This is a genomic window from Candidatus Defluviibacterium haderslevense, assembly GCA_016712225.1.
GTDB classification, from domain to species: Bacteria; Bacteroidota; Bacteroidia; order Chitinophagales; family Saprospiraceae; genus Vicinibacter; species Vicinibacter haderslevensis.
The window spans coordinates 24,639-49,766 of record JADJRL010000003.1 but is presented as its reverse complement, the minus strand read 5'-3'; the positions used below and the strand labels follow the sequence as shown (position 1 = coordinate 49,766).

General features: G+C 29.3%; 22 protein-coding genes and 1 tRNA gene. 10 read left to right on the top strand and 13 right to left on the bottom strand.

The features are described from left to right. Positions 1–30 precede the first annotated feature (30 nt). From IPK88_00555 to IPK88_00540, 4 genes are all read right to left on the bottom strand, one after another. Positions 31–738, bottom strand: a complete 708-nt coding sequence (locus IPK88_00555; protein ID MBK8241887.1) for a hypothetical protein — start codon at positions 736–738, stop codon at positions 31–33. Then, positions 735–1,751, bottom strand: a complete 1,017-nt coding sequence (locus IPK88_00550) for a hypothetical protein (GenBank protein MBK8241886.1) — start codon at positions 1,749–1,751, stop codon at positions 735–737. Before IPK88_00550 ends, IPK88_00555 begins: the two co-directional genes overlap by 4 nt. 2,154 nt (positions 1,752–3,905) lie before the next feature. Next, positions 3,906–4,829 (bottom strand): DUF1738 domain-containing protein, encoded by a 924-nt coding sequence (locus tag IPK88_00545; protein MBK8241885.1) that lies wholly within the window; start codon positions 4,827–4,829, stop codon positions 3,906–3,908. 30 nt (positions 4,830–4,859) lie between these two features. Next, the gene (locus IPK88_00540) at positions 4,860–5,339 is read right to left on the bottom strand and encodes a JAB domain-containing protein (protein ID MBK8241884.1); all 480 of its coding nucleotides are present in this window, start codon (positions 5,337–5,339) and stop codon (positions 4,860–4,862) included. 333 nt (positions 5,340–5,672) lie between these two features. Here IPK88_00540 and IPK88_00535 point away from each other — a divergent pair, with 333 nt between their 5' ends. Both IPK88_00535 and IPK88_00530 read left to right on the top strand, forming a co-directional pair. Beyond that, positions 5,673–8,495 (top strand): family 16 glycosylhydrolase, encoded by a 2,823-nt coding sequence (locus tag IPK88_00535; protein ID MBK8241883.1) that lies wholly within the window; start codon positions 5,673–5,675, stop codon positions 8,493–8,495. An 849-nt stretch (positions 8,496–9,344) separates the two neighbouring features. Then, the gene (locus IPK88_00530) at positions 9,345–10,217 is read left to right on the top strand and encodes a hypothetical protein (GenBank protein ID MBK8241882.1); all 873 of its coding nucleotides are present in this window, start codon (positions 9,345–9,347) and stop codon (positions 10,215–10,217) included. A gap of 253 nt (positions 10,218–10,470) precedes the next feature. Here the strand turns inward: IPK88_00530 and IPK88_00525 are convergent, their stop codons facing one another. Continuing rightward, positions 10,471–11,226 (bottom strand): hypothetical protein, encoded by a 756-nt coding sequence (locus tag IPK88_00525; protein ID MBK8241881.1) that lies wholly within the window; start codon positions 11,224–11,226, stop codon positions 10,471–10,473. Between the two features lie 84 nt (positions 11,227–11,310). After that, entirely contained in the window at positions 11,311–12,486 is a 1,176-nt protein-coding gene (locus tag IPK88_00520) for a type IV secretion system DNA-binding domain-containing protein (GenBank protein MBK8241880.1), read from the bottom strand. Between the two features lie 106 nt (positions 12,487–12,592). On the opposite strand from IPK88_00520, the gene IPK88_00515 reads away from it, so the two are divergent. Beyond that, a complete protein-coding gene (locus IPK88_00515; protein MBK8241879.1) occupies positions 12,593–13,582 on the top strand; it encodes a site-specific integrase in 990 nt (329 codons plus the stop codon). A 258-nt stretch (positions 13,583–13,840) separates the two neighbouring features. Continuing rightward, positions 13,841–15,547, top strand: coding sequence for a hypothetical protein (locus IPK88_00510; GenBank protein MBK8241878.1), 1,707 nt, complete (start codon positions 13,841–13,843; stop codon positions 15,545–15,547). Positions 15,548–15,577: 30 nt separating this feature from the next. Here the strand turns inward: IPK88_00510 and IPK88_00505 are convergent. Continuing rightward, positions 15,578–15,650, bottom strand: a tRNA-Lys gene (locus tag IPK88_00505). Between the two features lie 481 nt (positions 15,651–16,131). Between IPK88_00505 and IPK88_00500 the strand changes: the two genes are divergently transcribed. The 3 genes from IPK88_00500 (at position 16,132) to IPK88_00490 (ending at position 18,412) form a co-directional block, all read left to right on the top strand. After that, positions 16,132–17,028 (top strand): tyrosine-type recombinase/integrase, encoded by an 897-nt coding sequence (locus IPK88_00500; GenBank protein ID MBK8241877.1) that lies wholly within the window; start codon positions 16,132–16,134, stop codon positions 17,026–17,028. 538 nt (positions 17,029–17,566) lie between these two features. Continuing rightward, a complete protein-coding gene (locus IPK88_00495; GenBank protein MBK8241876.1) occupies positions 17,567–17,905 on the top strand; it encodes a helix-turn-helix transcriptional regulator in 339 nt (112 codons plus the stop codon). 6 nt (positions 17,906–17,911) lie between these two features. Further along, positions 17,912–18,412 (top strand): hypothetical protein, encoded by a 501-nt coding sequence (locus tag IPK88_00490; protein ID MBK8241875.1) that lies wholly within the window; start codon positions 17,912–17,914, stop codon positions 18,410–18,412. Positions 18,413–18,440: 28 nt separating this feature from the next. Here the strand turns inward: IPK88_00490 and pgeF are convergent, their stop codons facing one another. The 3 genes from pgeF to IPK88_00475 form a co-directional block, all read right to left on the bottom strand. After that, positions 18,441–19,013, bottom strand: coding sequence for a peptidoglycan editing factor PgeF (gene pgeF / locus IPK88_00485; protein MBK8241874.1), 573 nt, complete (start codon positions 19,011–19,013; stop codon positions 18,441–18,443). A gap of 141 nt (positions 19,014–19,154) precedes the next feature. Continuing rightward, a complete protein-coding gene (locus tag IPK88_00480; protein ID MBK8241873.1) occupies positions 19,155–20,096 on the bottom strand; it encodes a hypothetical protein in 942 nt (313 codons plus the stop codon). 63 nt (positions 20,097–20,159) lie between these two features. After that, a complete protein-coding gene (locus IPK88_00475) occupies positions 20,160–20,516 on the bottom strand; it encodes a helix-turn-helix transcriptional regulator (protein ID MBK8241872.1) in 357 nt (118 codons plus the stop codon). A gap of 151 nt (positions 20,517–20,667) precedes the next feature. On the opposite strand from IPK88_00475, the gene IPK88_00470 reads away from it, so the two are divergent. Beyond that, complete coding sequence (locus IPK88_00470) at positions 20,668–21,471, top strand: hypothetical protein (GenBank protein MBK8241871.1); 804 nt, start codon at positions 20,668–20,670, stop codon at positions 21,469–21,471. Positions 21,472–21,548: 77 nt separating this feature from the next. Here IPK88_00470 and IPK88_00465 read toward each other — a convergent pair whose 3' ends face one another. The 3 genes from IPK88_00465 to IPK88_00455 all read right to left on the bottom strand — a co-directional run bounded on the left by IPK88_00465 (position 21,549) and on the right by IPK88_00455 (position 23,778). After that, positions 21,549–22,745 carry an IS256 family transposase gene (locus IPK88_00465; GenBank protein ID MBK8241870.1) on the bottom strand — a complete coding sequence of 399 codons (1,197 nt, stop codon included), beginning with the start codon at positions 22,743–22,745 and terminating at the stop codon, positions 21,549–21,551. A gap of 203 nt (positions 22,746–22,948) precedes the next feature. Next, positions 22,949–23,323: a hypothetical protein gene (locus IPK88_00460; protein ID MBK8241869.1), complete on the bottom strand. Its 375-nt coding sequence runs from the start codon at positions 23,321–23,323 to the stop codon at positions 22,949–22,951. Then, entirely contained in the window at positions 23,320–23,778 is a 459-nt protein-coding gene (locus tag IPK88_00455) for a hypothetical protein (protein MBK8241868.1), read from the bottom strand. The genes IPK88_00460 and IPK88_00455 overlap by 4 nt, the downstream gene beginning before the upstream one ends. 513 nt (positions 23,779–24,291) lie before the next feature. On the opposite strand from IPK88_00455, the gene IPK88_00450 reads away from it, so the two are divergent. Both IPK88_00450 and IPK88_00445 read left to right on the top strand, forming a co-directional pair. Beyond that, entirely contained in the window at positions 24,292–24,612 is a 321-nt protein-coding gene (locus IPK88_00450; GenBank protein MBK8241867.1) for a helix-turn-helix transcriptional regulator, read from the top strand. Next, positions 24,609–25,115 carry a hypothetical protein gene (locus IPK88_00445; protein ID MBK8241866.1) on the top strand — a complete coding sequence of 169 codons (507 nt, stop codon included), beginning with the start codon at positions 24,609–24,611 and terminating at the stop codon, positions 25,113–25,115. Before IPK88_00450 ends, IPK88_00445 begins: the two co-directional genes overlap by 4 nt. The last annotated feature ends 13 nt before the right edge of the window (positions 25,116–25,128 follow it).

Below are 25,128 nucleotides of genomic sequence, written 5' to 3'. Positions count from 1 at the left end.
AGGTATTTAGGATTTGATTAATACCAAGCACTATAAATTACTACCTATACTTACATGGGCACCATATGATTCTAGGAATAATTTATAGAAGTCAGAAACAATTTCAAATCTTTCGCTGTCCATTTTATCAATTGGCTTATATAGTATGTAAATTTCAATTTCAGATAATTTATTCAAAGGATACTTTTCAATCAGTAGATTTTGAATATGCTTTGGCTGATTGACTATTTCATTAAAAATATCTTGATCATAGTAATCAATGAATGATTTTTCCATAAGGTCGGTATTAATGACTAGCATCCTTTTGTCAGCTTTTGATTTTGATAAAATATTTAATTCTTCGGAAATTATTTTAAATATCACTGAACCAACTCTTTCTTTCTTGTTCTTGCTTAATTCTAATAATGCTGAATCGATATTGGTATAGTATTTCTTGATTTCATGCTTCCTTTCATAGTCATTTGATAATAAAGCACTCGATACTGAATCAAGCATAAAAGACTTTATTTGATTGAATCCAAACTCAGTAATGCCTTGAATTCTCACTGCCTCTGAATTATTCACATCTTTCGAAATAATTGATTTCTTTTTAAAATCATTCAACAAAATATGTGAAAAATTTGCTGAGGTTAGATCCAAAACTATCGATATATCCTGTGAAATTGGTTTTGGATTACAAGAGGAAAAGTGCACTGCTGAAATTATCAGCAGTGCATAAATGTATTTGACTATTTTCATGAGGTTTGATTTATTGGATTAACTAATGCCTTTACTTTATGTGATCCACTTTTCAAAACAAATTCTTTCATAGCCATTGCATGGATTCGTTCTGTTTCTTTATCGATTAGAATTATCATTGAATCTCTGTATTTATGAAAAGCTTCTAGCATTTGTTTGCGATCATTAATCCTTTCTTCTTCTAATCGTAAAAATGTAAGCATTCCTTCCTTTTGATTCTTTAAAAGCATTAATTGATTTTTCTTTTCTTCTAATTGGCTATGTTCCATTGATTGCTCTTTAGTGGGAAGTTTTGTTGAAGCGAAGATCAAGGCAATGCAATAGAAGAATAAATTGAATAGCATCCAAAGGATCGGATTATTTCCAAATGAGCTTGAATCATCCATATATGTTTGTCTCAATATGCCAAGGAAAAGAAAAACAATTCCAGCTCCAATTAATCCACCTATGAACCAAAACCGTTTTTGTTTTGGAGTCTTTGCAGTTTGGATTTTCATACCAATAGTATGTGAAGCAACAGCAAGACCACTGGCTATGATTATGGATAAAAAGATTGCTCCAAGAAGACTGCCTGTGATTACTTGAAAACTTGAATAGTTTAAGCCCGCATCGATAGAACATAGAGCTACAATGGCAACTAATACCCATATGTATTTTTTCCAATCATAAGTAAGTATTGTTCTCCGAATATCTACCTCAACACTACTTATTTTCTTATTTGTCTGCTCAACCTGCTCGTCAGTTGCATTTTGTAAAGCTTCTAAGTTCGTCTGCTTAATGTCTTCAATAATTTTGTCAACTTCAGGATCAATGTTTTTGTTAACTTCTTGCTTTAGTACTTCGGTCTCTGTGGATACTGAATTCAGTATTACAGATGTGTCATTTAAGTTTTGGGATACTGCAATATCCATGTCTTGTTTTGCTCTATCTCCAATTTTAGAGATTTCTGATTTAATATGGCTCTCAAGTGCGTTTACACGAATGCCAAATTGAAAAGAGTTTTTTGTATTCATAAAAAATATTTATTTGTGGTTATTTAATAATATTTAAATTTTCATTTTATCGTTCATATTTATTTCATTCAATCTATCACAAAAGTGATTTTGAATTAGCTTGTTTAAAGTTAAATGGCGATCACTCGTGATTTGAATAAACTTAATAGTTTCATTGCTTTCAAAAACAGAATCATTGTAAATTTCATTTTGCATAAAATTGAGATTTAGGTTAATGGAAATATTCAACTGTATTTGGATTGACCTATAGTGTGGTAATGAGTATATAGAATTACAATATGAGATATAGCAATTGATATTATGTAATATCATGGATTTGTAATCTGTAATTGTAGATTGAAATATATAAGTGGTTAAAAAGCTAGAAATGCCTTTTAAATAATAGAAAATAATGGTTTTAGAAACTGCTCGAGGAGAGCAGATTCTCAGGTTTGGTTTTGGTTGCATATTGTAGGTTTTATTAATATGCTGACCACCCTTTATTTATGAAAGTTGACTTTTCTTTGCAGAAAGTATAATATAAGCATCATAGGCATTACATTTGCCTCGTCAATTTAAAAAAGGGAGTTCCTGGAAGAATTTTACCCGATTTTAAATTTCTAATGCTGGTTTCATCGTTAAGGTGGGATCAGCTTTTTTTATTCATATTTATTTTAATTTTTAATAATTTATTTACCATTAAATAATTCCAAAATATAAGCTGCCAAAAGCAGTAATACTTCGTTCAGGCCAATACATAGCCTAGCTAATTTATTTGTGTGTGTAGTAAAAAATTAACTCTCGAATAAGAGTTTACTTTGGTTGGGTATGACAAAGATACGATAAATTCGATTATAAACAATAAATTTTTAACATAACGCATTGATTAACATATGTTTATTAAAATTTATACGTAAGATATTGAATTGTAATTAGTAGTATATTAGGAATTTGATATATCAATTAAATAAAAATGTAATTTGACTACATGGCGAGATAAATTAATATGTATAATTTAGAATAGAAATTGGTTTCTCTCAGTTTTTTTTATTCCGAATAAAATGAAATCTATTAATTAAGATTTTTATTGAAATATTGAATTTTGACATGAATCAAAAAACTATTTTTTGGTTGAAGAATTAATTCTTTTTTATATTATAGATTAATTTAATATATAAAATGCTGAATTATTGTTAATAATAAGGATTAAAATATTTTATTTAAAAATATTAAATATTTACTTAAAATTATATAAAATAAAGTTAACTTTGCTTTGCATAGTTCAAACTAGCACTTCCGAACCTGAAGCAATTTGAGAAGTGTAAATGAATTAACTCAAAATATACTTGCCCCGAAGTAATTGAATTCGTTTTGTTTGTCTATGTAATTCTACCAAACCAAGAAGATGAAAGGCTAAAAGTTATTTGTTATAACTTAAGGTATAAAATATAAGTAAAAGTGCGCTTATTTAAATAATAGTTGCATTTTAAAAGAAATAAAAAATACCATCCCTTAACAGAATGGTATTTTGGTTGAAGAATCACCAAATCTTTAGAACATGAAAGCAATTTCAAAGTACTTTAGAAAGGTGAGAAGTGAAATCATTTTCAAAAGGATCATTAAGCTCGTTGCTTTTGTTGTGATTCACTATTTCTGCCTTTGGTTACATATTTCATTTTTGTAACCTGTTGTACGAATGGCTCCTTATTTAAGGGGCCATTTTTATTTAAAATAATTTTTTAAAAGGCTAAATTCACACTCTACTTTGAGAAATGAGGTCTCATTCGGTTTTTAGTAACTTTTAATAATATTGCCACTAAATTTTTGCCAAATCAGGTTTGGTATGGCAAAGATAATTTAAATATTATGAAATGTCAAGTAATTCGCTAATTTTTTACTTGATTATTAGGCTAATATATATGTATTATTTATTAATGATATATATAAATTTCTAATATCTTTTATGTTCTGAAAAATTTGAGCATATTTGAAATCATTTAAATGAACAATTATAACTATTATATAATAACTTATTTGAATTTAAAAGCAAACTACTATACTTATTTTCAATCTCATATCAAAGTTTCTATATATATTATTTCTCAAACTGTATCAAAAAATCCCCACAAAGCTATAAAAGCCAAGCAGGGATTTACAAATGACTCAATACTCAAATCAACGAATTAAAATGAAATCCACACCTTTTTGGGCCTCTGAGGCTACTTTAAATATAAATTTGCTATCCACCTTTAGTACTTTAAGCCAGCCAGAGAGATAAGCTACATTGTTTTCAAAGATTTTATCAAAGTCAATCTGAACACTTGAACAGAGAAACGAAGCTCCCATTTCAGCAACTAACTCCTCTTTGCTGTATGCTTTAGTGCCAAAAACATGAGGATTCATAACTTCCTCTCTAGCTAATCTTGTAGCATGACCTGTAGAATGGATGAGTTCATGGAAAAGTGTAGCATAATATTCTTCCGATGTTTCAAACTGTTCAAGCTTTGGCATATTAACCATATCCAAAATAGGTGTATAGAAAGCACTATTACTTTTCTCATGCTGTATCAAAGGACACTTAGGCATAAGCTCTACAATAGATTCACATTTATCTATCTTCTCATTTGGCTTTAGCTGTATTTCTGAAATCTCAAATTCAATACCTTCCACATAAGAGATATTGAAGACATTGTAATACTTAATGAACTTTAATACTTTAACTTCTGCTCCTATATTAAATAGGTGTGTTGCTTCTTCTTTGTTTACCACTCTGTTGTTTTGATCCTTGTAGATAAGATTGAAGTAAATGACCTTATGTGCCTTTGCTCCTTTTTTCAATTTACCTCCCATTGTCCTAACTTGATTAAATGTCATGAAATATGGAATATGATTCAAAGTATTGTTCATCAATATGAAGTTAATTCCAGTATATACATGTCCAGTTGTATAGTTCTTGGCCAATCCATAGGTACTCCATGTTCTTCTCCACGGTGCTACTCCTTGTTCAAGCATAGAAATGATTTTGTTGGTCACTTCTTTATAGAGGTCAAAGTTTTTAGAAATAGCAGAGCCCCTAGTAGATTCTAGTTCCTTTTTCATTTTATTAAATTATATGGTTAAGAAATAGAACTATAGGGTGCCTTCATCGGCGAAGGAATAATAACCAGAATTGGGTATTAATATCAAATGATCAATGATTTGGATATCAAGCAGTTTTCCAGCTTCTAGTACCTTTTTGGTTAATTCAAGATCTGCTTTACTGGGTTTTATATTTCCTGATGGGTGGTTGTGCGCTAGGATAATGCCAGATGCTAATGCTTTTAGGCCTGCTGAAAAAAGAATCTTGAGATCGACATATGTGTTAGAGACTCCACCTCGAGAAAGGTGAAAGAATCCTTTTACACCATTTGCTCTGTTTAGGAATAGGGCATTAAATTCTTCTAGTAGTTCCATGTCATCACTCCAATGCTGGCGTAGAATTAATTCAGCTTCAGTTGAAGTGTTGATTTTTGGATAATCGGATGCTTTGGATTGGTTGTGGTATGAGATTTTAACCTCAGCAACTAACCAAGAACGCTTTGGTTGACTTAATTCATTCAAATTTTTCATTTTAAACTGGTTTAGATTGTTAAAGAATATTTCTAAACCATTATATTTTATGAATGAATGTTGTCGTAGAAGGCATAAATTGCCATAATGGCAATATAAAATTCTAATTTATACATTTTGAATTAATGAAAATTATTAAACTTTCATATTTCATTAGTAATTAAAAATAATATTTTATTTATATAAATAAAAAAAATAGCTTATTTATATAAATAATTATATTTTAAACTTATAAAATGTTAATTTTATGTTAATTTTATTGTAATATTTAGAAAAAAACCTTAGGTTTACAAAACATAAGTTTTAATTACTCAAAATTTTAAACATTTCTATATGAAAACCTCGTTTATTATTCTAGCATTTTTTCTTGCGTCAAATTTAATTTGTCAAAAAAAATATATTGACCTAACAGGTGGAGCAAGTAATTCATCTGAGAAAGATAACTGGGTACTCCTTCGAGAACACTTTACAGGTTGTACTAATGCAGAGCTAGATGCTCAGGGATTTATGTCAGATTATGGATGGGGCTGTCATTTGATTGGCGAAGAAGCAGTTTTATTAGCTGAAAATCGGGTTTGTGGAAATCAAGATGGAGTTGATATAATTGGTAAATATAATCCAAATGTAGATTATAATTGCATGCATAATAATGGAACAAACGGAAATGGCGCAACATCACATTATTCAGGAGGAATATTACATTGCAATATTGGATCTGAACTTGTCCGTAATGATGAAAACACAATTTTATACGGTTATGTAGAAGCTAAAATTACAGTACCAAGTATTACTGGTTATTACGCTCATTTTTGGTTATTTGGGCATGGTGATCCTAATGATGCTACACCTAATACATTTCATAATGAAATTGATATAATGGAATGGGGAATTGGTGATGTTGTAGTGCATACAAGTAATTACAAACCAAACCAAAATGGTGCAAATACAATTTTTCAAAAATGGAATTATACACTTCCTGGGCAATCTTTTAGTGGTACAAGTGTAACATATGCAGTCCAATGGGAGCCTAATAAAATGGTGTGGTATATCAATAATAAACCTGTTAGGACAACTATTAATATAGGACCTGGTGGTATTCCTAATCCAAATAAAAGAATGGGGGTGATTGCTGGATATATGCCTTCAAAGAAAATTGGAAATAAGGCTAGTTATTTACCAAATGCTGATTCAGCATCTATGAATATAGAATATATTAGGCTTTTTCAAAGAGAAGATGATTCCTATCATCATGGCATTATTGATTATTTAATAAATGGTAAAAAAGGACTAAGTATAAATGCCCCAGTTACGATTCCAAATCAAATTACCAACCAGAAGATAATTATTGATAACAATAAAAGTTTTTTACCTAACCACTTTTTATATGTCTATGTTGAAATGTTAATTGATTCGTCATGGTATTATTTTGGAAAAACATGGATTAAACCTGGAGATACAAGTAACATGGCTGAAACATTATGTAATAGACAAATTCCAACTACCTTTGATTACAGAATGTATAACTTCAATTTAAATGATTTTATAGATCTTCAGGGAGGCGATGATAATGTTATTTACAAATTAACTTTGGGGAGTTATGATCCCGAAACAAACGATTTTTGTGGTCCTGATATTTTTGAAACTCAATATTTAAAAATTACACCATGTGAACCCAAAATAGAATTCAAATTAAATGGGATAAGTAATTGTAACGATAACTCGAATGGATTTATGTGTACAAATCCAATTGAAATATCCGATAATCATGGAAAATCACGAATTATTTTAGATGGGTCATTATCTGTTACATGTTCATCTGATTATTTTGTTTCGATTGCTGAAGCTGACTCAGTTGGAAATATTAATCAAGCATCCGAAGTATATAGATGGCTCACCCAAGATGAGGTTGATAATATTGAATTTTTTGATTTGGACAATTTTGCTTCTACAATGGGTTTACCATTTGAAGGCGGTAAATATTATAGAGTTAAACTTGCAACAGGGCATGACAGTAGTTGGTATAGTAATGTTAAATTAATTTACATTGAAACTTGTGTTATAGACAGTAAGTTTACACTTAATAACGTCACTTCATCTCCAACACAAGGTATGGGAACTATAAATACCTTACAGTATAATCTTGGTAGTAATCTTAATATTGATGCTTCAGCTTCTAGATTTTGTTCAAAAAACTTTACGATAAAAATTGAAGAACTTGGAGCACATGGATATAGTGATTTTTTAAGTAGAACTTTTCCTTCAGTTTATGCATATTTAGATTCATTAGTTTCTAACGATACTCAATATAAGTATTTTCAATCTGAACTAGATGTAATTCAAGAATTAATTCTTGATTATACTACTAACATGACAGGTAAAAAATTCAAATGTGATAGCACATACAGAATATCACTAATTATATGTAACCCAAGTAATAATTGTGTATCTGAATCGGTTATTATGCATGTTAATGCTTGCAATCCAAACTCTGACTTTATGTTGCATCAACAATATTGTTCAACGTTTTCTGATACAGGAATTTTTAATATGTATGTAAGTTTAGGTGATCTTGTAATGTGGGCTCCAAACTATATTTCATGTAATGATACAACAATATTGAAAATAGCTGCGATACCACCTACGCTTGGTAGCACAACACAACGAATAATTTTAGGCTCAAGTCCACCTCAAGGACAAAGAAATTTAATTAACTCAGGGGATTTAAATGTTTCAAGAATATTAGTTGATAGATTTGGAGCAAATGCTTTGGACACAGGTCGAAGATATAGCATCTGTTTGTTAGCAAAAAACTCATGTAGTAATGATTCAGTTGAGACTTGCAAAGAAGTGTTTTTTCATAGTTCAGATCATTGCGGCGCACCATTTAATAATATAAATACACGGAATTTAAAGAAAGATATTGGTTTTGATAATATAATAATATATCCAAATCCATCGACATTATTGTTTAATTTTGAATCAATTGGAAATATAAATTCAATTTCTATTTATAATCTTGATGGAAAATTAATTAATTATTTTAGTGTTAATAAAAATCACTTTGAGATAAATATGGAAAATAAACCAAAAGGCATATATATAGCAAAAATAGTTCTTGCAGGTGAAATAATATACAAGAAATTATATTTAGATTAATATTTGAATATCAGTTCAAAGTTCAATTTATCAATATTGTGTTTCTTAACAAACATAGGCATAAATTATTTTATAAATTAGTCAAAAATAATTCATAACTTTACAGTATTAATATTTTTTATATTAATAAAATTTAATGTGTAAATAGGACAATCAATGATTTTAAATAGTATTCAAAGTATTAACAGGCACTTATACATTTCAATTGCACTTGTATTCTTGATCCTTATATTAATTTTTAGTAATCCCTATTTCGTAACTTGCGACGGAGCAGCCCACTTATACAATGCAAATTTATTTTCAAAGCTATTATCAAATAATGATTTTTTATCGGGGATATATAGTATAAATCCTATTATACCTCCAAATTATTTAACAACATTATTATACTTAATATTAGACATCATATTCATTCCTTCTATTAGCGAAAAATTAATAATAACATCAATTTTTTTTATAACTCTTTTTTCAATTTGGGGAATAATAAAGTCTACTAAAGGAAATAATCGGTTGGCAATAATTTTAGTCCCAATTTTACTATTTAATTATTTATTAGCTATCGGGATGAATAATTTCATGCTAGGAGTTAGTCTTATGTTTTTGTCAATTTATCTGTATCTTAGTTATAATTTTAGATATAATATTTATCGAATTATAATTTTTTCTTTTATTATATTTTTACTTTTTCTCAGTCATGGATTAGTATTTTTAATTACTCTTGCAATATTAACTTTTTTAGAATTTACTAATCAATTTAATTTGATTAAAAAAAATGACGCATTTAAGTTGGCTAATTTGAAAAACTATTTAGTCCTATTTATAGTTTTTATGCCCAGTTTAATATTGTTTATGTTTTACACAAAAGGTCAAAATTATATTAATCAAAATACATTTTTAGACTTTGAAACTATTATTAGTTTTATTATAGATTTTAGAGTTTTACTGGCTTATGTACCGATTGAAAGAATTTGTAGTAAATTAATATTTATACCTTTCTTTACTATTTTTATAATTCACACTTATTTATGGATATTAAATGTTAAATCCATTTCAATTATAGATAAAATAGATCAAGGAAGATGGTTACTATTGATTGTTATATTTATTTTAAGCATGTTTATTCTTCCTGATGAAACAAATGGAGGAGGGTATGTAACCTTGCGTCTCCAATTAATAGCAATGTTTTTTATAATAATTTGGTTATCCTATTCAAAGGCTGATACAAATTTCTTTGTAATCTGTCTTGTGATTATATATATACCATTTCTAGTTTCATTATATTCAAAAATTGTTGTTCAAAAGGACTTGAATAATAAAATTAGTTTTTTCCTTGAAGCAGAAAAAATCATTCCAGCAAATTCAGTGATTTATACAATTAGACATAGTGATAATTGGTTAGATGGCCATTTTTCAAATTATTTAGGTATTAATAATGCTCAAGTAATCTTAGATAATTATGAAGTGGGTACTGGTTATTTTCCTGTAGTTCGAAAAAATGAACAAAATCTTTGTGTTAGGTTGCCATTTGAATTTAAAACTGAGTTGAAAAATTCAAATTTTGGAATTTGCAGTGGGTCTGATGGAATTAATATCAATTATGTTCTCGAATATGGACATTTACCTTTTAACCAAGATCAAAAAATTTTAATGGATTCAGTGAAGCAAAAAGGTGAATTAATATTTGGGCGAGATGCTTTTAACATTTACAAGCTAAATTATTGATACAAAGGATTTTTGAACAGATTTATTTAACCGAAAGAATGTAACTTGAAATTGTTTGTAAATTAGAATATTTTATTAATAAAATATTTCAACCAGATAAATATTGTTTTGCATTATTGATAAAGGAAGTATTATATTTTTAATTTCCAATTTAAATCTTGTTTTTCTATCAACTGGCCTGATTTGCTATCGATTTGGAATTGAGAAATTCCGGCTGCAGTACTATTTTGTAATAGTTTGCAATAAATTACTTTTAAACATTATAATTTTGTATACAAGAATCTGGCAAAATAGTAAGATTGAAGTCACTTGATGGTGATTTTGTACTTTTAAAAACTATACCATCAATTTCTTCATGCATGTAATTATACGTTTTGATCATATGTTGGTTGATCAAGCCAGAAGATTTATAATCAATTGTATTTTCGTCCACCGGAATACTAAATTTATCCGCTAATAAATCGCTAAATTCATTTGTAATAGATCTTAATGTGTCGTCAGTATTATAATTACCTTTTTGATACGCATCACGGATTTCTTTATAAGCATCTAAGTCTTTATTGAAATCATTAACTTTAAAAACAGTTAATAACCTAATCGGTTGCTTAATTTTCCAAAGACTAAAACAAATAGAATTGTTTTTAGCTATTAATTTAATATAGTCAGAAAATGTTTCGCGAAAACAAGTCTCCAATTGGGGTTGTAAATTTGTAAAATCAAGACCTTTATTTAGAGTACAATAAAACATTGAATCATCGGGCGTACTTGCTCTTTGATAATTTTTATTAAATTCAAGTGGTGGATATTTTAATCCCTCTATTTTTGTAATTACTTCTTTATTTGAATTATATGCTGAAGCCCTGACTATTAAATGAGGAAATTGTTCGTTTCTTAATTGAGGCCAATAGATACTTACAATTGTTCCTAGTTTACCAATTCTTTTAAAAGCATTGCTGACAAATTCTTTTGAGTAATTTGCAGATGAAGTTGTTCTTAAAAGATTAATCATATCATTCATAATTAGCGTAATATGTATGTCAGTTTGTTTTCCCAAAAATACCAAATAATTTGAAATATCTAATTATGATGAATACTAAAAGACAAGTTTATATGTTAATGTATATCCACTAAATGGCCGACTAGGGCGTCCATCAATCATTAACTTCAAATATATCTTGTAATTCGGAAGATTAATAAAATCCTGAACATCAAATTCAGGAAACATTTCATCTGCCATATGCTTTGCATCTTCGGTTCCAATTCTAAAAGAAATAACTGTCCCAATATTCCCTAGTACTGCTTGCCTAATCTCTTCATCAAGTTGATGCATGTATTGGTGAGCTAGTATCATCCCAACTTTAAACTTTCGAAGTTCAGAAAACATATTAACCAAAGACAATGTAGTAAAGTTATGAAATTCATCCATATAAACCATAAAGGGAACTCTGTTCACTTCATCAGAATCAACACGACTAAAAGCAGCCGAAGCAATTGAAGTGATAAATAATGCACCAAGTATGTGTGCAACGTCTGCACCTACATGTCCTTTTGATAAATTGACTAGAATGATCTTCTTTTCATCCATAGCTTTACGCAGGGATACTTCTTCAGTATTTTCAATCAAGACTCTTTTGATTACTGGATGTACTAACATTCCACCTATCTTGTTCATAACTGGTAATAGATCATATTTTTGATATTCAGGAAATTCTCGTTTCCAGAATTTTTTAACACTTTCACTTTTAACATGCCTAAGTGCATTTCTCCTAAATTCTTTATCAAGCAATAATTCTGAAATATCTGCAATGGTTGCCTCTGGTTGATCAAGTAAAGTTAGGAAAGCATGCCTTAAAATATGTTCAAGTTTAACTCCCCACGCACTATCCCATAACTTTGAAAAGACATCTAAGATTCCAGAAGCCACTAATGACCTCTTTTCATAGGATACCTTCTTGAATGGATTATATCTCAAATTAAGATTAGGGTCTGGAATATTGAAATATATTAAATCTTTCTTACGATGTTCAGGAATATTCCTTGCAATTTTTTCAACTAAATCTCCATGTGGATCTAGTAAACAACAACCACGACCATGTTCAATATCCTGCATTATCATTGTCTCTAAACATGTTGATTTACCAGTACCAGTTTTCCCAATCATGTATGTATGCATTAATCGATCTGCTTGTTTAATACCAAAAAGTCTTTGATCATTTCTCCATCCAACTTTTGCAAAGTATGTAATGTCTTTGTTTAAATTCTGATCCATCAAGAAATTATAATTAATAAAATAGTGCTATCAAAGAAGGTATTATTTGCCACCATGACAAATAATACCTTCTACATTTCTAAAATTGATACCTTAAAATGATTGGATGGATAATGATAACAAAGTATTAAAACCAATCACTAAATTCGATAAAGAAAAGGGAACGAAGTTAATTACACCTCAAATTGAAAAGATTTTTTATGACTATATTAATGAATGCAAATTTTCTATGTGTTTACGCCCCGAAACGATTCGTGGATATATTGCTGTTTTTAAGCTATTTTCAAAAGTAATGCCTGAAGTCTCTTCAACTGAAGAACTTTCCCCTGAAATGTTGAACTTGTATTTTATGCGTATTAAAACTCGTACAAGAATAGTGGGTAAAAATACGATTAAAACTGGAGTAAAAAACTCAACTATAAAAACACACTACAGTAAACTTATTGTATTCTTTAGATGGCTATGTAAGAATGGATATTTGGAGCAAAATCCTTTGAAGAATATTAAAGCTCCACAAGTGATTTATGACGATTTCCGAAGACTTGAGGATGAAGAAATCAATAAAATATATTCGGCAATTGTTAGGTGTTCTAGTAATACTCTTCTTCTCCGAAGAGACACAGTCATGGTTAGTCTTCTTTTATTTTGCGGTATAAGAAAAGGAGAGTTTATTTCACTCCAAGTAAAGGATATTGATATAGAAAAGAAAGAAATCATAGTAAGAGGTGAAACTTCTAAATCAAAGAGAACAAGAGTATTAAAAATACATCCGACACTGCTTCTACATTTAAAAGATTATTTTCGAGAAAGAAAGAGCTTAAAAACAGAATGGCTCATTGTTTCTAATAGGGGGGAAGGTGGTTTAACGAGAGAGGGATTAATACATTGGGTTAAAAGCATTGCTGAGAAATCTGGTATAAGCTTTCATCTTCACCAGTTCCGGCATACTTTCGCATGTAAACTTGCAGAATCAAATGTAAATATTTTTAAAATACAAAAAATGATGGGGCATCAAACCATAACCATGACAATGAAATACTCACGTTCTTTACAAACTGAAAATATGGAGGAAGATATAAGTAAAATATCAATTTAGGTTATTTATAATATTTTATAGAAAATATGTTATTGCAACCCTTAATATATATAACTATACTTAAAAGTTTTGTTTAATTTTGCTTTCAAACTATTATTTAATGGAAATTTAAGATTTTGAAAAGCAGTTTAAATAATCCAGGCATTCTTGCATTGGAATGAAGTTTATAACTAATTGGATTTATAATAATTCTGGTAAATCAATAGTAGATGGTGTTTTTAAAAATGATGACTAATAATGTTCTAATCCTTTGTAATTATGAGAATTAATAAAATAATTGAATACTCAGATATATTTGATAACTATGAACAAATAGATATCAATGAATTACTTAAAACAATTCCATCACGATTTATTTTGGAATTTACAACATTTAATGAGGCTAATCTCTTTACAAAGGAATCTGATTTTGGTTTTCAGTTGATGATCCTTAACAAATTAAGCCGTAGCTTTGAGGATCAACTAATAAATAAAATTAATAAATTATTTAGTGAATTTAAAAACAATGAGTATGAAATCATTTTATTAAATCATATTTCAAATTTAGAGTTGGTTCAATTTGCTTTAAAATTCAATATTCCTGGAGATCGATTAGAGTTGACTGGAATGGAAGAACTAAACTTATTTAAAGCTTGCTTATATTATAATCAAAAACACACAACTAATCAATTAAAAAACTTACCACCAGAAGGTACAGAACTTAATGAATTTGCAAAATTCTATGTCCAAAGTCAATTGGCTCAACTCACCTTAAATCAAAGTGTGAATATTATTACAGAGATGTATAAATCTATCTCATTATTTAAGTTTTTATCCAATAATGATTTATTTAAAGAACTTTATCTTAAATTTATTGAATTTTACCATATTGAAAATTGGCAACAATACTTAAAAAATATTATAAATATTTTTATATCAGGCTATGTTTCTGGAAAAAGTTTTTCTCACAAAATAATCTTACGAGATGACCATCCACAAAAAGAATGGCTACTTACATTAGTCATTAATGGCAAAACTATAGAAGATAAAAAGGATTTTAAAACATTTAGAGAGTATCCAATTTATCAACTAAACAATGATGCATTTCTAATTTTAAATTACAATTTCTTTACTGAAAAGTTATACAATGGAATTCAATTTGCAATTATCAAACCAGCGAAAGAGTTTAAGTTATCAATATTAGGTCAAAAAATTGATAGTTTTCCAAAATTAAAATCTTTGTATTCAGAATATTTTTCAGAAGCTGAACTATTTCGCAATTTGAAGAATTATTGTTTTGAGAAGTTTAATTGGATTAAATACTTTGATCCAGATTTGAAGAACTTAAGATTGAAGTCACTTCCAGATTTACTCATGTTCAATGGAAATTATGTATTTGTATTTGAATTTAAAGACAAAATTATTACGGCAGATTCCTTGCATTCATATGATTACTCAATAATTGAGTCTGAATTATACAAAAAGTTAGTTGAAGATGATGAGGGAGACAAGGTAGGTGTCTCTCAACTTGTAAATATTATTGAAGACATTTCTGATGGAAGATACGTATTTTTGAATAAAAAAATTAAGAAGTTGAAAATTTATCCAATTTTAGTATATACCGATTTAGCATTGGAAACAAATGGTATTAATTACCTGCTAAATTTAGAATTCAAGAAAAAGATCTCATTATTAAATCTTAATGTTTCAAACATTTCTGATTTAACATTAATAAATCTTGATACATTTATTATGTATCAAGATTACTTTCATAATAAGAAATTAAAATTAAATGATTTGATCGATTTGTTTAACAGGTATTTGCTATCAAATGACAGGGATGAAAATCTATTAAGAAAGCATTCAAGGAGAATATCTGTAATTGATGATTATATTAAGCTGTTTTTTAAAAATAATAATATTTTGTTAAACCAATATCCCAAATTCATTTACGAAGAATTGGGTACATTGAGATCAGAAGAATGATATAACAACTTACTTTGTCAATTTTGTTAGTGCGCCCAGGAGGGATCGAACCTCCGACCATTCGATTAAGAGTCGAGTGCTCTACCAGCTGAGCTATGGGCGCGTGCTTAGTAATATAATAAGTTGTCAACAAGGCATTTTCTTTTGTGCACGATTCTGATTATATCATATGTATTGATTTTTTAAAAGACATTAAAATAAATGCTTCTAAATTAACCTTTGGATATTTTATTTAAATCTGCTATAATAACTTTGCAGTCGAGCAATTTATTAATTTAATGTATCAATTGCAGAGTATTTTAATTGAAGTTATTTTAGTGGTAAACAGGTCGAAGGACATCACCTGTTTTAAATCACAAAATCCAGTTTTATCTTTATTTTATATGGGTCATTTTGGAAAATCAATCTTCTTTGTTCCTCTTAAGGAGATGGTCTCTTGCTCAAATCCAAATGAGTGCACTATAATTGATTTTAAAAGGTTTTTTGGCAATTTGGGCTATTTTGAACGACCAGGTCCCGTGGTGAACAGGTTCTCGGCTCAAAAACTTCTCCAAAAAGAATAATCTGCTTGCGATTAAAAATGTATGGATTTAGAAATCTTGTCGCAGAAGTTTTGTGATTATTCTTTGTCTATTCGTGGATATTCAAAACATACAATAAGAAGATATAGAAATGTGGTGCGTAGTTATCAACAATTTGCAAAAATCAGAGATATAAGCCAAGTCAGTGATGATAATGTAAGGGCTTTATTTTACTATGGTAGAACCGAGCGAAAGTGGTCGGTAAATACATTTATCGTCTATCATAAGACGTTATTGGTCTTTTTTCGTTGGTGCATAAAACAAGGGTATATGCAGAATAACCCAATTTTAGATATTGAAAAACCTAAAATGGAAAAACGCTTGCCAATAAAGCTAAATAAACAAGTCTCATTACGCTTGTTGGAGGTGGTCTATAATTACCCGTATGAATACAAATTTCTGAGGTATCGCAATCATGCTATATTCTCAACTTTCATATTTACTGGCTTACGCAAGCAAGAATTACTTAATCTAAAGTTCACCGACATAGATACAGAGAACTTAACTATTTTTGTTAAGCAAGGTAAAGGCAATAAGGATAGAATAGTTCCAATTAGTTATACTCTGGCGCAGAGCTTAAAAAGATATCAAGAAGAAAGAAAAAGACTAAATAAAACAAACCCTGAATATTTTTCTTCTCTACGGGGTAATATTGGCTTTACTGAAAATGGATTAAAGAAGTTAGTCGATCAGGTTCGCAAATCTTCAGGGGTAACTTTTAGTGTTCATAAGTTGAGACACACCTTTGCCACTCTCATGCTTGAAGGTGGATGTGATATTTATTCTTTATCTAAAATGATGGGACATAGTGATATAAAAACTACTACCATTTACCTTTCAGCCAGTGCAGAACATTTAAGGGGTCAAATGGTGAAGCATCCATTAAATGATTTATCGTAATGATTTTTTTACTATATTCTGAACAAATTTTACCAACTTGTCAATTACGCTTGTACATGATCTTGATTAAAACTTAAATCTTAACCCTTTAAAAGACATTAAATGTAGCAACACTAATGTTGTTCACATTATTCTATTATGATATAATTAAATATAGGAAGGCAGTCGGAAATGAATCAATTACTGACTTGCAGACACTCTAACTTCATTTTAGGCAAAAACTAAATTTATTTTAATTACAACAAATATATACATTGACGGTGCCTTTGCACCGTTGGTTTGCAGTCTGCGGTTCCTTTTAATTACCGTAGATTATGGGTACCTACAGGTGCGAAGGTGCCTATTTTATCAATTTAATTTAAAACATTATGACTTCACCATAATCGTTTACTTACAATTCAACAGATTATCCACAAAACGTGGAACGTGCGCGAAAAAAATTTGCCAATTTGGCAAATTTTACCTTCTACAATAGGTCATATTATAAGAATACACTTAGGGCATCAGAAAAATTATTTCTGATGCCCAATTTTTATTTATGTCTACAATACCAAACTATTTAAAAGCATATCGCAAGCGAACTCCTTTAATGCAAGAGGAAATGTCTTTTTTATCTGACAAACCAGATACTACAAACATATCCAGATATGAAAAAGGCCAAAGAGAACCAAACAATGAAACACTGCTTGTCTATCACTATATTTTTGATGCTCCAATTGAAGAATTATTAAAACCGGAATCTAGGATAGTAAAACAGAAGATTGTCGAACGGATAAGAGATTTAATCAACGAACTAAGAAAAGAAGAACAAATAACATTAAAGAATACCTTTAAAATTAATTTCCTCGAACAAACATTTAATAGATTAACTACATAAAATCATATGCAAACAACAATAGAGAAAATAAACACCATATTCGCAATGTATCCAAACACAAACGGTTTTGGCTTTGTGTATATGGAAAATGTCAGAAAGCTAGTCGGGTTTGGCTCAGTTAGATTTAATCCAATTAGCAATAAACGGATTTTGGAAAGAATCAAAAAAATGTTTGAGGACTTCCCGCCGACACATATTGTTTTACTTAATCCGGAAAGCAAAGTGTCCAGAACTGGTAAAAGGACAAAGAAACTCATTAATGAAATTATGGCTTTTGCGGAATCAGAAAAACTTCCAGTCATTCAATATTCCAGAGACCAAATACGTGATGTCTTTAGGCCTAAACATGTTACAAAATATGAAATTGCCAAGCACTTGCTGACAGAATTTGAAGAACTTAAAGTCTATAAACCAGCTGAAAGAAAACTATGGATGAGTGAGGATAGGAATATGGCGATTTTTGATTCATTGTCGCTAGCTTTGACATGGTTTTTTTTAAATGATTAATTGCATTAATAATCAGTTAAAGACCATTTTATTCATTAATCCAAACAACTGTTGCCATTCTTCCAGATCTTTCTCCATCTCTTCTACTTGAATGCAAATCCAAATTAGAAAATGTATCCCACTTAGCACCAGAAATTTGTGATGTTTTAACTCCAAGATTAATTAATTGAATTTTTGCTATCATATATAAATCTGCTTGGTACTTGCCGTTTATCTTTTTAGTAAAAGCACTTCCAAAATTTATATCCAAATTTGTAAATTTATCATAAATTTCAGAACCAACTTCATAACTCTCCGAAGATATTCCAGGGCCAATCCAAACTAATAAATCTTTAATTGGTTCATTCAATTTAGCGATCATATTTCCAATTATTTCATTGTATAGTCCTCTCCAACCAGCATGCACGATGCCAACTTTGGTACATTTTGAATTTGTAAAAACAATAGGTAGGCAATCTGCAGTCTTTACTGCACAAACTATTCCTGGCACATTTGTAAATGATCCATCTGCTTCTATATCATTTGATGCAGGTAATTCTATTATTTTATTGCTATGTATTTGTTTAATCCAATGAATTGGAATTTTAGGTTTAATATACATTTCCAATTTATTCCTATTCTCATTTGCTATTTCAGATTCCCCATTAAAAAAACTGGTTCACCAAGTTTAGAATTGGATAAAATTGTAAAAGCATTGACATTGGATAATTCTGGCCATTCAGGTCCAATTATTTTAAAATAATCATTCATTTTCTTTATTTATAATTAAAGCATGTTTTGTCCAGTATTCAAATAATTCATTTTCAGTTACTGTTGATATTTGTAATGAATTATTCCATAAACTTCTAAAGTATCTATAGACTATATTATACATTGTTTTTGATATTTTATTTTGCATAGAATTGTTTTTAGCAAAGATTTGAGGAAAATACTTACCATTATCGGCTCTCCCATAAACAGATATTGATGCAACACAATACTGTTCATCTAAGAACATTGCTCTAAAAATTGGTAGTTCATCAATGGTTCTTGCATTGTACATTCTTACTTCAATATTTATTCCAAGTTTTCGTTTTAGAAAAATAATTTGTCCTAACGACAATCTTGCCTGATTTCCATATAAGTTTTCTCTAACCCCTCTGTTACTAGCTGCTTCTACAAGTCCGACTGAATTTGGGTCAGCTAATAGTAATTTTACATCTCCACTTGATTCTCTTATTCTTTTTAACATATGTTCAAATTCTAATAAGTTGGAAAAACTATAAGCATTTGTTCCGACAAGATAAAAAGATCTATTAGTTGATTTAAACACAATTGAATATGTATCAATAGCAATTTGAGAAGCAATATGACTTAATCCTAAATTCCAAAATTTAAAAGTTTCTTTAAGAATTAGGATACATAGAATTGTACACAAAAGAGCCATTAAAATAAACACACCCCTTTTTGTTAATGAATCATAATTAAAATAGAGAAATAACATTGCGGTGAAAATAGCTAAGATACACTGAACAAGTACTATATACCTTTTATCATATAAATATCTCTTTCTGTTATAAAGTGTTAATTTTTTTATTAGAATCTCTCGAATTAGCTTAATAATAAAAATTAATAATAATTCAGTAAAACCAGCAAGTAGGTTGATGGTAAAATCAGTAGACCAAATAGAGTTAAGAGTCTCCATCGATTTTTCTCAACATATATTTTTTTTCTTTAGTTCAAGTTTATTTAGAATTCGATAATTATATTAGTTAAGTGTCAATTGTTTGATTTTATCTTCTAAAAATTTAACCTTTTCCTCAAGCAATTTAATCTGTGCTTGATAAAGTTCTTTCATTTCAGAAGAATAATAATACGACCCAATTTGTTGATGAATTTTTGGGTTAAAATTTGTAATTACTGTTTTTTCATCAAAATTTATGATATTCTCAATTTGAGTTTCTAAAACCTCAGCAATTTTCATGAGCTTATCATAAGTAATATTGACCTCATCTCTTTCAATTTTACCATATCCAGCTTGACTCATTTCTAAGGCATGCGCCATGTTTTCTTGCGAATATCCTTTGAGTTCTCTGATTTTTCGAATTTTAGTCCCTAAGCTCATAAATCAAGTTTAATACAAATTTACAGTAATAATTTAATTCTTCAAAGTATTATTTTAAAACTCTGAGTTTTAGAAGATTATGTATCCTGCTTCTACCTTTGTGTTTTTGCAATTTAAGACAAATCTATAATTCCACATAAATTTTAAAATTATGAAAAAATGGCTTTGCTTGAAGAGATTAAATACTTGTTTAAAGATTGGGCTCTTCCTTTTAATAATAATCTTCAATGGGTGTTCTCCAAAAAAAGCACCTGCTTTTATTCAAGTAAATAAAAATCCAGTTAAATTTGATTACAGTACAAATACTATTGCCGGAACTGGATCAGCAGAGGTAACGATTGCTTTATTAAATCCTGAATATGGTAATTCAAACATGGATGGTAGCTTATTTGATACCTATAGAAAAAGTATGGGTAATGATTTTGAAGAACTTCTTACTTCTAAAGGGTTTAAAATCAGAGGGCCTTATAATCAAATTGGAGAAATGCTATATAACGACAAATTGAATTCTGACATGATTGTTAAGGTAGTTATAGATTTAAATTTTTCAAATTTAGAGAGAAAGGTTAAAAGAAATGAAAAAGCTCCTTCATTTGCAGAATTAATGGTTGATAGTAAGGCACAGTCAACAGTTTGGTATACTTATTTTGGCAAAGGATCTTTTACAACAACACTCACTATTACAGCAAGCTCAAGTAATTTTAATGAAAAGCTATGGAAGAAGAATATTACATTACCTGAAGCTCCATTGACTTATACAGGGAGTATAAAGTGGAGAGATCGTGATGTTTCATTTTTAGGTGAAATAACTAAAGACAATGAAGTATATAATATTTTCACTAAGTCATTAATGGAACAATACAATAGTATTTTTGATCTACTTGAAAAGCAAATAGATGCTGAAGAATTTCAAGGTATTAAAAAGGAGGCCCATAAGGTAGATAAGAAAGAATAAAAAATCCAATAAAAGCGCCCTTCAATTGAGACTATTGAAAATTTTGTGTTTAAAAGAAAGAATAGGCACCATAATTTCTAAATAATTCGATTTTCAAAGTAAATATACAATTGATTATAAATAATCGACCAGTTAAATCTTGTTTTACTCCATCTCGGCCTAATTTGTTGAGCAGCCAAATAAATGGATTTCAATGCGGATTCATCATTTGGAAAAACTTTTTTATTTCTTGTATACTTGCGTAATGAGGCATTAAAACTTTCAATAACATTGGTCGTATAAATTAATTTTCTGATTTCTTGAGGATATCCTAAAAATGAAGTTAATGCATCCCAATTTTGATACCAAGATTGTATTGCTTGGTGATATTTTGATTGCCATTTTGCTTTGAACATTTCCAAAGCGTGTTGAGCTGAAGATTCATCGTGTGCTTGATATATTGCTTTAACATTTAACAGAACTTCTTTACGGTCTTTATAACTTACATGCTTTAAAGTGTTTCTGATTTGGTGCACTATACAAATTTGATGGATCGTTTTTGGAAAGGATGCTTCAACAGCTTTTTGAAGTCCAGGTAGATTGTCTGAACACAAAAACAAAACATCTTCCATTCCTCTTATTTTTAAGTCATTAAGAATATACATCCAAGAAGCAGCCGTTTCATTTTCAACAATATGGATACTTAAAATATCTTGTTTCCCTTCCAAGTCAATACCTAATACTAACATTGCTGCCTTACATATTACCTTACCGTCTTGGCGAATTTTGTAATGAATCGCATCTATCCAAATAACTGCGTATTGTGCCTCCAGTGGCCTTTGTTGCCAATCTCGGATGTCATCAAGTAGTGAATTGGTAATCAGAGAAACTTTCGAAGGTGAATAATTTACTCCGTATGTCTTTTCCACAAAATCCACAATATCAAAGTTGCTCATTCCTTTTGCATATAATAAAAGAATAAGATCTTCAATTTCCTGAACCATAGTTTTATGTTTTGGCACAGTTACTGGTTCAAAAGTCCCTTGCCGATCTCGTGGCACTTTGATGGTTACTTCTCCTTTTTGAGTTTTTAAGGTCTTTTCTGAATAGCCATTTCGAATGTTTTCACCAATTGGTTTGTCCCCATTTTCATATCCCAAATGTGCATCCATTTCTGCGGCCAACAAGGTTTGAACTCCTCTTTTAAAGAGCTGATCATTAACCACTTTAAGTTCTTCTGAACTTTTAATTTCCTTTAATAAGGATTCTAATAATTGATTTGCTTTATCGTTCATAATACAAAGATTTTAAATTCTTTTATTATGATCCCTATTCTTTGATTAAATTCTGTTCCCAGAGTTTAAGTTTCCCACATTCCAACACCCAAAATTCCCTTGTTGAGGAGGGAATTTTAGGCATTGAAATATGGAAAACTTGCTTTGGTCTTCGCTCAAACACAAAATATTTTACAGTCCCCTTCAATTCAATCACACAGTACTTAATTCTTTTTAATTTTTAAATTTTTTATTTCCGATTTATATTTTGCAACTTCAATATTTAATCTTTCAGAATCCCAATAATTGCACTCTTTAAGATTAAATATTTGGGAATTAAAAATTCCTTCTGATGAGCTATGCTCATCTATTCTATTATAATATCTATACGCATAAGTGTTTGAAAACATAGTAGTTTTTATCAAAGGTTTAATTTGTTTGAATTCAAATTGAAGAACACAATAGAAAGTGTCTATAGTAATAAACTCATCCCAATTAAATCTTTCCTTCATTTGGTTATTAATTTTTATAGCCGGATTCCTTTCTATTGTATTGTCTTGTATTAAAATTTTATCTGACCAAATATTAGCATACTTCATTCTACCAAAATTTTTATCAAAAAATATTCGTGAATAGCAATCAATTTTGAATGCCTTACTCCAACGTTTTTTATTTGATAGTTAAACGACATGTTTTGACAATTTTCGGACAAACAAATAAATCCAATTCTAGATATCCCAATAATTGGTTTTTCTACTTCTGACATATATTTAGAATTATTTTTTTGAATTATTGCTTGTTCCATAAGTACTTCAATTTGGCTTTTAGCCAATTCAATTATAATGTTGTTTTTAATTGAGTCCAAGCTATCATTTGTATTGCTCCTTAAATAATTTTGTACTGACTCAGTTTTTTGTTGTTCGAGTGCCCTTTCTGATACTTTTACTGCTCTAATTGTATAAAATACAGTTATAAGAGTTAGAATTGTGAGGATGATTTGAATAATATCTTGGATACTTAAAGGATTATTTGAAATCCATTTTCTTAGATGCATAAAATTAGATTTATCTGTAGGAACAATAACAAACTTTAATTTGCAATTAATTTAATAATTTCAAATTAACAAATCAACCAAATTTCTTTTTTATTAGTTCAAAAAATTTAAAATTAAGCTTAAAAATACCAATCCTGTGGATAACTTAAAAATGTAAAATCAGGTTAACAAACCACCATTTCCAAAATAATAAGTAAAATCAACACTAAATAATCCTTTCATCCCATAGGATTGCTTTTAGCAATCCCTTTCAAATTTGCGTCAAAATGCATATCCCTATTGGTTATGAAAGTGATATAATATCAGCATAATACAACCTAATAAGTTTCCTGAAATGTTCTAATTGAACAACTTGGAATCCATACTAAAATCGAAGCTGGCGAAAAAAATTTGCCAATTTGGCAATTTCTGCCCTCTACGAAGTGAATTGAATAAAGACTAAAGTTAGAACATTAGAAAGCTAATCATTTTCTAGTTATTAATTTTATGTCCCATCCATCAAATTATTTAAGGATGTATCGTAAAAAGTCGCCATTAACTCAGAGCGATATGAGTTTTCTAATTGGCCTAAAAGAAGTTTCAAACATCTCTAGATATGAAAAAGGCCAAAGACAACCAACCATAGAATTCCTACTTAATTACCACCACATATTTGAATTATCGATAGAATCATTCTATGAACCACAATCAGAATTGATTAAAGGACATCTCACTGAAAGGATACAAATGTTGATATTAGAGATAAAAAAAAGCAATAACACATTAAAGAATAACCCTAGAATTAATTTTCTTGAACAAATTATTATTAGACTAACTAATTATATAAATCAATGACACAATCAACACAAAGGAAAAATATAGTATATGCATTGTACCCAAATGCTAATGGCTTTGGTTTCGTGTATTTGGAGAACCCAAGGAAACTCTTAGATTATGGAGCTGTTCGGATTAATCCAATAAGTAATAGAAAAGTACTGGAACGGATAAAAAGGTCTTTTGATTATCTTAGACCCTCAATTGTGATTATTCAAGATCCCGATGGTATTGCTTCAAGATCTGGAAGAAGGGTGCATAGGCTAATGGATAAAATCATAGCTTTGGCAAATGAAGAGAAGCTAAAAGTTGTCATGTATTCTAGGGACCAAATCAGAGAGGTTTTTGAGCAATTTGGAGCGGTCACCAAGTATGAGATAGCAAAAGTTTTACTTACTGAATTCAAGGAATTGGGATTACGAGAGCCGAAAAAACGGAAAACCTGGGAAAGTGAGAGTCATAATATGCCGATATTTGATGCTCAGTCTTTGGCTTTGACTTGGTTTTGGTTGAATGAGTATTAATATATTTAAAGTC

What these genes read in the sequence shown, in the direction of transcription:
- IPK88_00555 (MBK8241887.1), bottom strand. Translation starts at nt 738, where the DNA reads ATGAAAATAGTCAAATACATTTATGCACTGCTGATAATTTCAGCAGTG.
- IPK88_00455 (MBK8241868.1), bottom strand. Translation starts at nt 23,778, where the DNA reads ATGCATCTAAGAAAATGGATTTCAAATAATCCTTTAAGTATCCAAGAT.
- IPK88_00500 (MBK8241877.1), top strand. Translation starts at nt 16,132, where the DNA reads ATGGATTTAGAAATCTTGTCGCAGAAGTTTTGTGATTATTCTTTGTCT.
- IPK88_00525 (MBK8241881.1), bottom strand. Translation starts at nt 11,226, where the DNA reads ATGATTAATCTTTTAAGAACAACTTCATCTGCAAATTACTCAAAAGAA.
- IPK88_00540 (MBK8241884.1), bottom strand. Translation starts at nt 5,339, where the DNA reads ATGAAAAATTTGAATGAATTAAGTCAACCAAAGCGTTCTTGGTTAGTT.
- IPK88_00470 (MBK8241871.1), top strand. Translation starts at nt 20,668, where the DNA reads ATGAAAAAATGGCTTTGCTTGAAGAGATTAAATACTTGTTTAAAGATT.
- IPK88_00465 (MBK8241870.1), bottom strand. Translation starts at nt 22,745, where the DNA reads ATGAACGATAAAGCAAATCAATTATTAGAATCCTTATTAAAGGAAATT.
- IPK88_00460 (MBK8241869.1), bottom strand. Translation starts at nt 23,323, where the DNA reads ATGAAGTATGCTAATATTTGGTCAGATAAAATTTTAATACAAGACAAT.
- IPK88_00515 (MBK8241879.1), top strand. Translation starts at nt 12,593, where the DNA reads ATGGATAATGATAACAAAGTATTAAAACCAATCACTAAATTCGATAAA.
- pgeF (MBK8241874.1), bottom strand. Translation starts at nt 19,013, where the DNA reads ATGTATATTAAACCTAAAATTCCAATTCATTGGATTAAACAAATACAT.
- IPK88_00480 (MBK8241873.1), bottom strand. Translation starts at nt 20,096, where the DNA reads ATGGAGACTCTTAACTCTATTTGGTCTACTGATTTTACCATCAACCTA.
- IPK88_00510 (MBK8241878.1), top strand. Translation starts at nt 13,841, where the DNA reads ATGAGAATTAATAAAATAATTGAATACTCAGATATATTTGATAACTAT.
- IPK88_00545 (MBK8241885.1), bottom strand. Translation starts at nt 4,829, where the DNA reads ATGAAAAAGGAACTAGAATCTACTAGGGGCTCTGCTATTTCTAAAAAC.
- IPK88_00445 (MBK8241866.1), top strand. Translation starts at nt 24,609, where the DNA reads ATGACACAATCAACACAAAGGAAAAATATAGTATATGCATTGTACCCA.
- IPK88_00530 (MBK8241882.1), top strand. Translation starts at nt 9,345, where the DNA reads ATGTTTTACACAAAAGGTCAAAATTATATTAATCAAAATACATTTTTA.
- IPK88_00490 (MBK8241875.1), top strand. Translation starts at nt 17,912, where the DNA reads ATGCAAACAACAATAGAGAAAATAAACACCATATTCGCAATGTATCCA.
- IPK88_00520 (MBK8241880.1), bottom strand. Translation starts at nt 12,486, where the DNA reads ATGGATCAGAATTTAAACAAAGACATTACATACTTTGCAAAAGTTGGA.
- IPK88_00550 (MBK8241886.1), bottom strand. Translation starts at nt 1,751, where the DNA reads ATGAATACAAAAAACTCTTTTCAATTTGGCATTCGTGTAAACGCACTT.
- IPK88_00475 (MBK8241872.1), bottom strand. Translation starts at nt 20,516, where the DNA reads ATGAGCTTAGGGACTAAAATTCGAAAAATCAGAGAACTCAAAGGATAT.
- IPK88_00535 (MBK8241883.1), top strand. Translation starts at nt 5,673, where the DNA reads ATGAAAACCTCGTTTATTATTCTAGCATTTTTTCTTGCGTCAAATTTA.
- IPK88_00450 (MBK8241867.1), top strand. Translation starts at nt 24,292, where the DNA reads ATGTATCGTAAAAAGTCGCCATTAACTCAGAGCGATATGAGTTTTCTA.
- IPK88_00495 (MBK8241876.1), top strand. Translation starts at nt 17,567, where the DNA reads ATGTCTACAATACCAAACTATTTAAAAGCATATCGCAAGCGAACTCCT.